This is a genomic window from Phytobacter sp. RSE-02, assembly GCF_040578655.1.
GTDB lineage: Bacteria > Pseudomonadota > Gammaproteobacteria > Enterobacterales > Enterobacteriaceae > Phytobacter > Phytobacter diazotrophicus.
In genome coordinates this window covers 80,177-91,918 of the sequence record NZ_JBEULY010000015.1, presented here as the reverse complement: position 1 = coordinate 91,918, position 11,742 = coordinate 80,177, and the positions used below count along the sequence as shown (strand labels likewise).

Here is an 11,742-nt window from a genome sequence, read left to right as displayed (position 1 = left end):
AGGCCCGAAGGTCCCCCTCTTTGGTCTTGCGACATTATGCGGTATTAGCTACCGTTTCCAGTAGTTATCCCCCTCCATCGGGCAGTTTCCCAGACATTACTCACCCGTCCGCCACTCGTCACCCGAGAGCAAGCTCTCTGTGCTACCGTTCGACTTGCATGTGTTAGGCCTGCCGCCAGCGTTCAATCTGAGCCATGATCAAACTCTTCAATTTAAAAGTTTGATGCTCAATGAATTAAACTTCGTAATGAATTACGTGTTCACTCGTTGAGACTTGGTATTCATTTAGTGTCCGAAGACATCAAGAATCCATGTCACTTTGAGTGCCCACACAGATTGTCTGATAAATTGTTAAAGAGCAGTGCCGCTTCGTTTTTCGCTGCGGCGCGGGGTGTGCATATTACGCTTTCCCGCTGCAGAGTCAAGTATTTATTTTTACTCTTCTCTGCGGAATTCTCACCGGCATTCGCCTGAGAACCCTGCTGACCCGGCGGCTTGCTTGCCGTTGTTCCGTGTCAGTGGAGGCGCATTATAGGGAGTTCTTGTGAAGTGACAAGCATAAAATTCAAAAAAATTATCGTTCGCTCATATTTCATTCATAGCGGCGGTTAAAGCGGCGCTTTGCTGTTTAACTGAGCGATTTTGCGCGCAAATTCGGTCACCTGCTGCCAGTCGGTGTAGACCACTTCTTTACGGGTATCCGTTTCGCCACCCGTCATCTTCATAATGAGTTGAATCATCAGACGATCAAACCAGCGATAACGCGGGTAACGCAGCGCACCTGCAAACACGACGCACTCATCAGGACGCCATGGCGAACGCAGCAAAAACTTACGGGTGTAGTTGTTAGTCTGCGGGGTGCGTTTCTCGGGCTTGCGCGCGACAAGGTTTACAGAGAAGAACGCGCCGGGCAGCGCATTCAGGTTTTTCTGGTGCTGCTTTACGAAATTGTCCAGCGCCGGGTTGAAATGACCATAACGAATAGAAGCGCCGATGACGACGCGCTCATAGGCTGACCAGTCAATCGTCCCGACACGATTGAGATTGAGCACATCGGTACTCACCCCCAGCTCGCTTAATTGAGAGGCCAGATAAGCGGCAATCTCACGCGTTTGTCCATCACGAGTAGAAAACAAAATTAGCGTTTTCACGTATAGCTCCCTTATTCACGCCAGAAGGTCGGCGTGAACAGTACCAATAAGGTAAAGACCTCAAGACGACCAAACAGCATATTGGCAATCAGGATCCATTTCGCAATCGGGTTCATACTGGCGAAGTTATCCGCCACTACACCAAGCCCCGGCCCCAGGTTATTGAGCGTCGCCACGACAGAAGCGAATGCGGAGAAGTCATCCACGCCGGTCGCAATGATAGCCAGCATGCTGACGATAAACACCAGTGCATAGGCGGAGAAGAACCCCCATACCGCTTCAAGAATACGCTCCGGCAGAGCACGGTTCCCCAGTTTGATGCTGTATACCGCATTCGGGTGCACCAGACGTTTCAGTTCACGGTTACCCTGTTTAAACAGCAGCAGGATACGAATGACTTTCAGGCCGCCCCCCGTCGAACCCGCGCAGCCGCCGATAAAGGCTGAGCAGAGCAGCAGCACCGGCAGGAATAACGGCCAGCGAGAGATACTGTCGGTCGTGAAGCCTGCGGTTGTCGCCATCGACACCACCTGGAAGAAAGCCTGGTTGAGCGTCGTCATCGCCGAACTGTAGACATTATGGAACCACAGCATCACGGTGCAGATCACCACCAGCGTCAGTTGTACGCCGATGAACATGCGAAATTCGGGATCGCGCCAGTACACTTTCAGGCTGCGACCACTGAGTAAAGAGAAGTGCAGACCATAGTTACAGCCGGAGATCAGCAGGAAGATGGCGATAATGGTGTTAATCGTAGGGCTGTCGAAGTAGCCCACGCTGGCATCATGCGTCGAAAAGCCGCCAATCGCGATGGTTGAGAAGCTGTGCCCGATTGCATCGAAAGCGGGCATACCGGCAAACCACAATGCCAGCGCACAGGCGATAGTCAGCAATACATAAATGAGCCACAGCGTCTTCGCTGTTTCGGCAATACGCGGACGCATTTTATTGTCTTTCAGCGGCCCTGGCATTTCAGCGCGATAGAGCTGCATGCCCCCGACGCCCAGAATAGGCAGAATCGCCACCGCCAGCACGATGATCCCCATACCACCAAACCACTGCAGCATCTGACGATAAAAGAGAATGGCATGAGGCAACGAGTCCAGCCCCACCAGCGTAGTGGCCCCCGTCGTCGTTAACCCTGAGAACGATTCGAAAAAAGCATCCGTCACCGTCAGGTTTGGACTTTCAGAGAAGATAAAGGGCAACGCCCCCACACTACCCAGCACGGTCCAGAACAGCACAACGATCAGAAAACCCTCGCGCGATTTCAGCTCACTCTTTTCACGGCGGTTAGGCCACCACAGCAGAGAGCCAATCGCCAGCGCGACAAAGAATGTCTGTGTGAATGCCCTTCCTGCGCCATCACGATAGATAAGTGCAACCAGCCCTGGCAGAATCATCGTCCCGGAAAAGAGAATGATCAGAAGTCCAACAATTCGGGTTATGGCACGAAAATGCATCTCTGCCGCTTCCTTAGGTACGCAAAAATTAGGTGGGGATTATTCTTCAATCTTGTGTAATTGCAACGCACCACGACTGAAATCAGCAAGTTTTGTTGAAAAAGCAGCCAGTTCAGATTGCGGGAGTGCCACCCGAAGCCGAACAAACGCCTCGTATTCACTCGCAACAATCTTGCCAGAAAACTGCCCCAGCAGGGTTTCAACCCCGGTCAACTGCCCATATTCACATTGCAAAGTATATTCGGTTAATGGCGTCTTGCGCAGCGTCGTCAACTGCGCAAGCGCCTGGCTCACACCGCCGCCGTAAGCTTTGACCAGTCCACCGGTCCCCAACAACACGCCACCGTAGTAGCGCACCACTACGGCGGTCATTTCACCGACCCCACTTCCCATTAGCTGGGCGAGCATCGGTTTTCCGGCTGTACCCGCAGGTTCACCATCATCAGAAAAGCCCAGTTGCTGCGAATCATTCGGCGGCCCGGCTACCCAGGCCACACAATGGTGTCGCGCATCCGGGTGTTCAGCACGTACTGACTCGACAAACGCCTTAGCCGCTTCCACACCATCAGTATGGGCCAGGTATGTGATAAAACGGCTTTTCTTGATCTCTTCGACAAAGGTGACCGGCGCTGCCGGTATCAGCCAGCTATCCATTACGCCAGTTTCAAATCACGCGTCATGTTTTCGATACTGTTTTCGTGAATCACCACGTTGTCTTCGATACGAATACCGCCAAATGGTTTAAGCGCCTCAATTTTCTGCCAGTTGAAGTGCTTGCTGAACGGGCCGTCACGCCATGGCGCCAGCAGTGATTCAATAAAGTAGATACCCGGCTCAATCGTCAGCACCATACGCGGTTGCAGTACACGGGTACAACGCAGGTAAGGGTATTTGGACGGCGCAGCCAGGTGCGTACCGGTATCATCCTGCATAAAGCCTGCAACATCGTGCACCTGCAGTCCAAGCGGGTGACCAATGCCGTGTGGCATGAATGGGCCGGTCAGGTCATTTTCGACCATTGCCTCTTCGCTCATATCAGAGATTATCTGATGTTTACGCAGCAGCTTCGCAATACGTTGATGGAACTGGAGGTGGTACTCGGTGTAGTTAACACCCGACTTCATCGTAGCGATCAACGCCAGTTGTTCATCATTAACATCTTTGACCAGATGGGCATAATCGTTATCGCTGTTAGCCGACCAGGTGCGGGTCAGGTCTGCGGCATAACCGTTATATTCCGCACCCGCATCCAGCAAGAAACTACGCAGTTCTGCCGGTGCGCGATGATCCAGCTTGGTGTAATGAAGGACGGCGGCGTGCTCATTGAGCGCCACAATATTGCTGTAAGGCACATCGGTATCCCGATGCCCGGTCGCGGTCAAATAAGCCAGGTTGATATCAAATTCACTCATTCCGGAACGGAACGCCTCTTCCGCCGCACGATGCCCCATCACCGCCGTTTTCTGCGCTTCACGCATACATGCCAGTTCGTAATCAGTTTTATAGGCGCGGTAATAGTGCAAGTAATCGATCACCCCTTTCGGGTTGATGTTACTGGCAGCGATATCCAGCGAAAGCGCGCGCTCGGGAACCGGGCCGATATATCCAATATTTCCGCGAGCAGCAGGTAACAGGCTGCCAATACCGTCGGCTTTCGGCAGGGCAATCACCTCAACTTCGTCGGTCCAGAAGGAGGTCGGTAACGGCTCAACGTTGTGCCAGTAATCGACCGGCAGGTAGAACCACAGTTTCGGTTTGTTAACGCCATCGACCAGCAACCAGCAATTTGGAACCTGTGTGACCGGAACCCAGGCTTTAAACTGCGGATTGACTTTGAAAGGGTACGGATGGTCGTCGAGAAAGACATTGAACAGTTCACCGGAGTGAATCAACAGCGCATCCAGCTTGAAGCGGGCCAGCACGTCCCGGGTACGTTCCTGGAGCGTAACGATATGATTTTTATACAGCGCAGCCAGTGAGTCCATCATTCTTCCTTCTGTTTTTTGAGCTCAAGTTTTTGCATCTTAGCATACCTGATCCCGGTAGGGTGATTTCGGCTGAGCGTGATCAAACTAGCAATTCTTTAAAGATAAATTTGCAATTTATTAACATAAAAACCACACTCCGCTTCATCTGGTATGACCAGATCCCTTGCTGGATTCAGGAGACTGACATGCTCTACAAAGGCGATACCCTATATATCAACTGGCTGGAAGATGGCATTGCCGAACTGGTGTTCGATGCCCCCGGGTCGGTGAATAAGTTAGACACGGCAACCGTAGCCAGCCTCGGCCAGGCGCTGGACGTGCTGGAAAAACAGGCGGATTTAAAAGGCCTGCTGCTGCGCTCAGAAAAAGCGGCGTTTATTGTCGGTGCCGATATTACCGAATTTCTCTCTCTGTTCCTGGTTCCGGCAGAACAACTGAGTACCTGGCTGCACTTTGCCAATAGCGTGTTCAATCGCCTGGAAGATTTGCCGGTACCGACCATTTCTGCCGTAAATGGCTATGCGCTGGGCGGCGGCTGCGAGTGCGTACTCGCCACCGACTACCGTCTGGCGACGCCGGATCTGCGCATCGGACTGCCGGAAACGAAACTGGGCATCATGCCTGGTTTTGGCGGTTCCGTCCGTATGCCACGTCTGTTGGGCGCCGACAGTGCGCTGGAAATCATTGCCGCCGGGAAAGATGTTGGCGCCGAAGAGGCGCTGAAAATTGGCCTGGTCGATGGCGTGGTTCAGCCGGAAAAACTAAAAGCAGGCGCGGTGGCGATTTTACGTCAGGCGATTAACGGCGATCTCGACTGGAGAGCCAAACGCCAGCCGAAGCTGGAGCCGCTGCACTTAAGTAAAATCGAAGCCACCATGAGCTTTACGATTGCCAAAGGTATGGTCGCGCAGACAGCAGGGAAACATTACCCCGCCCCCATAACAGCGGTTAAAACCATTGAAGCAGCCGCTCGCTTTGGCCGTGAAGAGGCCCTGAAACTTGAAAATCAAAGTTTCGTTCCCCTGGCGCACAGTAAAGAAGCCCGCGCACTGGTCGGTATTTTCCTCAACGATCAATACGTGAAAGGCAAAGCGAAAAAACTGACCAAAGATGTCGAGACACCAAAACAGGCCGCCGTGCTGGGTGCGGGTATTATGGGCGGCGGTATTGCCTACCAGTCTGCCTGGAAAGGCGTACCGGTCATTATGAAAGACATCAATGACAAATCGCTGACGCTGGGTATGAGTGAAGCGGGTAAGCTGCTTAATAAACAGCTTGAACGCGGCAAAATCGATGGACTAAAACTGGCGGGGGTCATTTCCACTATTCACCCGACCCTCGACTATGCCGGCTTTGAGCGCGTGGATGTCGTGGTCGAAGCGGTTGTTGAAAACCCGAAAGTGAAAAAAGCCGTTCTCGCAGAAACCGAAGAAAAGGTAAGCCCGGATACCGTCCTGGCGTCGAATACCTCCACGATCCCGATTTCCGAACTGGCAAGCGTGCTTAAACGCCCGGAAAACTTCTGCGGGATGCACTTCTTTAACCCGGTACACCGTATGCCGCTGGTTGAAGTCATTCGCGGTGAAAAAACGTCTGATAAGACCATCGCTAAAGTCGTGGCATGGGCGAGCAAAATGGGCAAAACACCGATCGTGGTGAATGACTGCCCGGGATTCTTCGTCAATCGCGTGTTGTTCCCTTATTTTGCCGGCTTTAGCCAGTTGCTGCGTGACGGTGCGGATTTCCGCAAAGTCGATAAAGTCATGGAGAAAGTCTTTGGCTGGCCAATGGGCCCGGCATATTTGCTGGATGTGGTCGGTATCGACACGGCTCATCACGCGCAAGCCGTCATGGCGGCGGGCTTCCCGCAGCGGATGCAGAAAGATTATCGCGATGCTATCGACGCATTGTTCGACGCTAACCGTTTCGGGCAGAAAAATGGCCTTGGCTTCTGGCGCTATAAAGAAGACAGCAAAGGCAAACCGAAGAAAGAAGAAGATGCCGAGGTAAATGCCCTGCTGGCAGAAGTTAGCCAGCCGAAGCGCGACTTTAGCGACGATGAGATTATCGCCCGTATGATGATCCCGATGGTCAACGAAGTGGTGCGCTGCCTGGAAGAAGGCATTATCGCCAGTCCGGCAGAAGCCGATATGGCGCTGGTCTACGGTCTCGGTTTCCCTCCGTTCCACGGCGGGGCATTCCGCTGGCTCGACACGCTTGGCAGCGCCAAATATCTCGATATGGCGCATCAGTTCCAGCACCTTGGCCCGCTCTATGAAGCCCCGGCCGGGCTGCGCGAGAAAGCGCGCCACAACGAAGCGTATTATCCCCCGGTTGAACCTGCCCGTCCGGCAGGCGAACTGAAAACGGCTTAAGGAGTCACAATGGAACAGGTTGTCATTGTCGATGCAATTCGCACCCCGATGGGCCGTTCAAAAGGCGGCGCATTTCGCAACGTGCGCGCGGAAGATCTCTCCGCGCACCTGATGCGCAGCCTGCTGGCGCGTAACCCGGCGCTGGACGCTTCTGCGATTGACGATATTTACTGGGGCTGTGTTCAGCAGACTCTGGAGCAGGGTTTCAACATTGCCCGCAACGCGTCATTGCTGGCGGAAATCCCCCATTCCGTACCTGCAGTGACCGTTAACCGTCTGTGTGGTTCATCAATGCAGGCGCTGCACGATGCCGCCCGGATGATCATGACTGGCGATGCGCAGGTCTGTCTGGTTGGCGGCGTGGAGCATATGGGTCATGTTCCGATGAACCACGGCGTGGATTTCCATCCGGGTATGAGCCGCAATGTGGCGAAAGCCGCAGGAATGATGGGGCTTACCGCAGAGATGCTTTCCCGGATGCACGGCATCAGCCGCGAAATGCAGGACGCGTTTGGCGCGCGTTCTCATGCCCGCGCCTGGGCCGCCACGCAGTCCGGAGCATTTAAAAATGAAATCATCCCCACCGGTGGCCACGATGCCGATGGCGTGTTAAAGCAATTTAATTATGACGAAGTCATTCGCCCGGAAACCACCGTTGAAGCGCTCTCGGCCTTAAGACCGGCGTTCGATCCGGTGAGCGGTACGGTCACTGCGGGGACCTCTTCCGCCCTTTCCGACGGCGCATCGGCAATGCTGGTCATGAGTGAAAGCCGTGCCCGCGAGTTAGGCCTGAAACCACGAGCGCGCGTACGCTCGATGGCTGTCGTCGGGTGCGATCCATCCATTATGGGTTATGGCCCGGTTCCGGCATCAAAGCTGGCGCTGAAAAAAGCGGGCCTGACCACCAGCGACATTGACCTGTTTGAAATGAACGAGGCCTTTGCCGCACAGATCCTACCGTGCATAAAAGATCTGGGGTTGATGGAGCAGATTGACGAGAAGATCAACCTCAATGGCGGTGCGATCGCGCTCGGCCATCCGCTGGGTTGTTCCGGTACGCGTATCAGCACCACCCTGCTCAACCTGATGGAGCGCAAAGATGCCCAGTTTGGTCTGGCGACCATGTGTATCGGGCTGGGTCAGGGCATCGCAACGGTGTTCGAGCGGGTATAACACGATGCCGGGGCGCTTCGCGTGCCCGGCTTACAAAAATTGATCTCAAAGACATTGGCGCCAGAACAAGACGGCAAGCGAATACATCCCGATGCGCTTACAGAAGTAAGTGATTCGGACGAATGAGTGCAGCCAGCGCAGTTATGGTGTCAATGGCAAAGAAAGATTTAGTTGCCGTTTTCCCGCCTGTCAGGGGCGGGCTTTTTATTTCTTATCCTCCTCTCCATCCCTTACACTCCTTATGGGAGCGACACCACATCGACAAGGGAATGAAATGAAGAACACTATTCTGGCTTTATCCTGCTTGTTTATTCTGTTACCCACATTCGCACTGGCAGCGCTGGCAAAGGAAGAGACCCGCCAGGAACAGGTCATGGCGCAACGCTGCCTGATATTTGGGCTCAATAAGCTCAGAGCCGACAATCCGGGATTACATGCGAAACTGCAAACCGCCGGGCCGAACGCCAGCACCGCGGTTATTGAGCGCTTTGATGAAAATATCGGTAGCCAGCATATTGCGACCAGGGTGACGGCAAGCCTCGAAACGAAGCAAGGCGCGACAGGCGAGATGATGTGTCTGCTGGAAAACGATGAGCCGCTGTTTGTTTACTTCTACAACCTGGATGAGTGATTGCTGAAAACCACCACCTCCACGAAGGGGTGGTTTTCGGGAAGGCTTAAATAAACGCGAATGCGTCGCCAAACAGGCGGTCTTCACGTGCACCACGCTCATTGCAGAACAGGTCACGGGCGATTTTCGCCATCTCAAAACGTCCGGCGATATAGATATCATGCTCCGCCAGCGTACCGAAATCCTGCAATACGGCAGTCAAAACGGTTCCGCTGCGGCCACGCCAGTTCTCTTCTGGCTGCTCAACCACCGGCACCACGCGCAGGTTCGGATGATCAACGGACAATGCTTCCAGTTCGGACAGATCGTACAGGTGCTTCTCTTCGCGCCCCCCCCAGTAAATAGTGATATCACGGTTCGGGTTTTGCTCAAGCGCCGTCAGCAAAATGGAACGCGCGTAAGAGAAACCGGTTCCCCCGGCAATCAACACCAGCGGACGCTCTTCATCGTCACGCAGCCAGGCGTCACCGTGCGGAAGATCCACCACAATTTCCCGGTCTTTCAGGATACGATCCATCACCGCCATGGCGTAGAGATTTAATTCTGATGCGCCAATGTGCAGCTCGATAAAGTCGTGCTGGCTCGGCGTGGAAGCCAGAGAGAAGGGGCGTTTGTCTCGTTCATCCATCACTACCATTAAGTACTGGCCAGCGCGAAAAGAAAAAGCCGCTTCCGGCACTAAACGGACGCGATATACGGTATCGGTGATGGCGTCTACCGAGGTCACTTTACAGCTTAAGGTTGTCATGCGCTCCCTCTGTCGGGTTCATACTCGTTGTCGTAATGTCTGGCGAAAAACGGCGGCGCGTCAGGCACCTTTACCGTCACTAAAAATGGCCAGTTCATCCCAGATGGCGTCGATACGCGCCGTCACGTCAGGATCTTTCCTGATGGGGCGACCCCACTCTCGTTCGGTTTCGCCAGGCCATTTATTGGTGGCATCCAGGCCCATTTTTGAGCCAAGACCGGAAACCGGCGAGGCAAAGTCCAGGTAATCAATTGGCGTGTTCTCCACCAGTACCGTGTCCCGCGCAGGGTCCATACGGGTGGTGATCGCCCAAATCACATCGTTCCAGTCACGCGCATTGACATCGTCGTCACACACAATCACGAACTTGGTGTACATAAACTGGCGCAAGAACGACCAGACGCCCATCATGACGCGTTTTGCATGACCTGCGTACTGTTTCTTCATGGTGACGACGGCAAGGCGATAAGAACAGCCTTCCGGCGGCAGATAAAAATCGACGATTTCCGGGAACTGCTTTTGCAAAATCGGGACGAACACTTCATTAAGCGCCACGCCGAGCACAGCAGGTTCATCCGGCGGACGGCCGGTGTAGGTCGAATGGTAAATCGCGTCTTCACGCTGCGTAATGTGCGTGACGGTAAAGACCGGGAAGTTATCGACCTCGTTATAGTAGCCGGTATGGTCACCATACGGCCCCTCGGGTGCCATTTCTCCAGCCTCAATATAGCCTTCCAGCACCATTTCCGCACTGGCCGGAACTTCTAAATCATTGGAGAGGCATTTGACGACTTCGGTTTTGGTGCCGCGCAGTAACCCGGCAAAGGCATATTCCGACAGGGTGTCCGGAACGGGCGTGACCGCCCCCAGAATCGTCGCCGGGTCCGCACCGAGAGCTACAGAGACCGGGAAACGTTCGCCTGGATGCGCCGCACACCACTCCTGAAAATCGAGTGCGCCGCCGCGATGGGACAACCAACGCATGATCAGCTTATTTTTACCAATCAGTTGCTGGCGATAAATGCCTAAATTCTGGCGCTCTTTTTGTGGTCCGCGCGTTACCGTCAACCCCCAGGTAATCAGCGGCGCGACATCATCGGGCCAGCACTGCATGATAGGGATTTTGGTGAGATCGACATCGTCACCCTGCACCACTTTTTGCTGGCAAGGCGCACCGCGCAGCCGTTTGGTCGGCATGTTCAACACTTGTTTAAACTGGGGGAGCTTATCGAAGAGGTCGCGAAAGCCTTTTGGCGGCTCCGGCTCTTTCAAAAAGGCCAGTAATTTCCCCACTTCTCGCAGGGCGCTCACCTCTTCCTGCCCCATACCTAATGCAACCCGACGTGGCGTACCGAACAAATTGCACAGCACCGGCATCGTGTACCCTTTCGGGTTTTCGAACAGTAACGCCGGTCCTCCCGCGCGCAGGGTGCGGTCAGCAATTTCCGTCATCTCCAGATGGGGATCAACCGGTAATGTAATGCGTTTTAATTCACCCTGCTGTTCAAGCAGCGTCAGAAAATCACGTAGGTCATGGTATTTCATGGGGTTTATAATGGCCTCTTGCTAAGCGCTCTATTATACGGTGTTCATCTTCACGTTGCTGTAATTTTGTTAAATCAAGGTGAAAGAGGACGGTAAGTATTGTCGCCAGTTATAATCAACTTCGCCATCGCCTTAGGCTTTTGGTATGCTTGCCCACCGAACTTTCGGAAAAGAACATTATGCAATCCTGGTATTTACTTTACTGCAAACGAGGCCAGCTCCAGCGCGCCCAGGAACATCTTCAACGCCAGGCGGTCAACTGCCTGACGCCAATGATCTCACTGGAAAAAATGGTCCGTGGTAAACGTACCACGGTGAGCGAACCGCTCTTCCCAAATTATCTGTTTGTCGAGTTCGATCCCGAGGTGATTCACACCACCACGATTAATGCGACTCGCGGCGTTAGTCACTTTGTCCGTTTTGGCGCGAGCCCGGCACAGGTTCCTTCGACGGTTATCCATCAGCTTTCCCTGTATAAACCCGAGGGCGTTACCGACCCTGAAACGCCGTACCCAGGCGATAGTGTGATCATTACCGAAGGGGCGCTGGAAGGGTTACAGGCTATCTTTAAAGAGCCGGACGGCGAAGCCCGTTCCATGCTGCTGCTTAACCTGCTGAATAAACAGGTGCTACAGAGCATCAAAAACACCGACTTCCGTAAAGTCTGA

10 protein-coding genes and 1 rRNA gene are annotated in these 11,742 nt (G+C 53.8%); 4 read left to right on the top strand and 7 right to left on the bottom strand.

What is annotated here, in order from left to right; all coding sequences use genetic code 11:
• The 5 genes from ABU190_RS23010 to pepQ all read right to left on the bottom strand — a co-directional run.
• Window positions 1-214: ribosomal RNA gene (locus ABU190_RS23010) — 16S ribosomal RNA — on the bottom strand; the annotation flags it as partial.
• A 394-nt stretch (window positions 215-608) separates the two neighbouring features.
• Window positions 609-1,151 carry a menaquinone-dependent protoporphyrinogen IX dehydrogenase gene (gene hemG, locus ABU190_RS23005; protein ID WP_039077072.1) on the bottom strand — a complete coding sequence of 181 codons (543 nt, stop codon included), beginning with the start codon at window positions 1,149-1,151 and terminating at the stop codon, window positions 609-611.
• 11 nt (window positions 1,152-1,162) lie between these two features.
• Window positions 1,163-2,614, bottom strand: a complete 1,452-nt coding sequence (gene trkH, locus ABU190_RS23000; protein ID WP_039077071.1) for a Trk system potassium transporter TrkH — start codon at window positions 2,612-2,614, stop codon at window positions 1,163-1,165.
• Between the two features lie 39 nt (window positions 2,615-2,653).
• Window positions 2,654-3,268, bottom strand: a complete 615-nt coding sequence (locus ABU190_RS22995; protein WP_296442180.1) for an IMPACT family protein — start codon at window positions 3,266-3,268, stop codon at window positions 2,654-2,656.
• The gene (gene pepQ, locus ABU190_RS22990; protein ID WP_079498544.1) at window positions 3,268-4,599 is read right to left on the bottom strand and encodes a Xaa-Pro dipeptidase; all 1,332 of its coding nucleotides are present in this window, start codon (window positions 4,597-4,599) and stop codon (window positions 3,268-3,270) included. The genes ABU190_RS22995 and pepQ overlap by 1 nt, the downstream gene beginning before the upstream one ends.
• A gap of 188 nt (window positions 4,600-4,787) precedes the next feature.
• On the opposite strand from pepQ, the gene fadB reads away from it, so the two are divergent.
• The 3 genes from fadB (at window position 4,788) to ABU190_RS22975 (ending at window position 8,781) form a co-directional block, all read left to right on the top strand.
• Window positions 4,788-6,977: a fatty acid oxidation complex subunit alpha FadB gene (gene fadB / locus ABU190_RS22985; protein WP_039077068.1), complete on the top strand. Its 2,190-nt coding sequence runs from the start codon at window positions 4,788-4,790 to the stop codon at window positions 6,975-6,977.
• 9 nt (window positions 6,978-6,986) lie between these two features.
• Entirely contained in the window at window positions 6,987-8,150 is a 1,164-nt protein-coding gene (fadA, locus tag ABU190_RS22980; RefSeq protein WP_354692482.1) for an acetyl-CoA C-acyltransferase FadA, read from the top strand.
• Between the two features lie 274 nt (window positions 8,151-8,424).
• Window positions 8,425-8,781, top strand: coding sequence for a hypothetical protein (locus tag ABU190_RS22975; RefSeq protein WP_354692481.1), 357 nt, complete (start codon window positions 8,425-8,427; stop codon window positions 8,779-8,781).
• A 46-nt stretch (window positions 8,782-8,827) separates the two neighbouring features.
• Here ABU190_RS22975 and fre read toward each other — a convergent pair whose 3' ends face one another.
• Together fre and ubiD are read right to left on the bottom strand one after the other, a co-directional pair.
• Window positions 8,828-9,529, bottom strand: a complete 702-nt coding sequence (fre, locus tag ABU190_RS22970; RefSeq protein WP_039077066.1) for an NAD(P)H-flavin reductase — start codon at window positions 9,527-9,529, stop codon at window positions 8,828-8,830.
• 60 nt (window positions 9,530-9,589) lie between these two features.
• Window positions 9,590-11,074 carry a 4-hydroxy-3-polyprenylbenzoate decarboxylase gene (ubiD, locus tag ABU190_RS22965; RefSeq protein ID WP_064572394.1) on the bottom strand — a complete coding sequence of 495 codons (1,485 nt, stop codon included), beginning with the start codon at window positions 11,072-11,074 and terminating at the stop codon, window positions 9,590-9,592.
• A gap of 179 nt (window positions 11,075-11,253) precedes the next feature.
• Between ubiD and rfaH the strand changes: the two genes are divergently transcribed.
• Window positions 11,254-11,742, top strand: a complete 489-nt coding sequence (rfaH, locus tag ABU190_RS22960; protein ID WP_039077064.1) for a transcription/translation regulatory transformer protein RfaH — start codon at window positions 11,254-11,256, stop codon at window positions 11,740-11,742.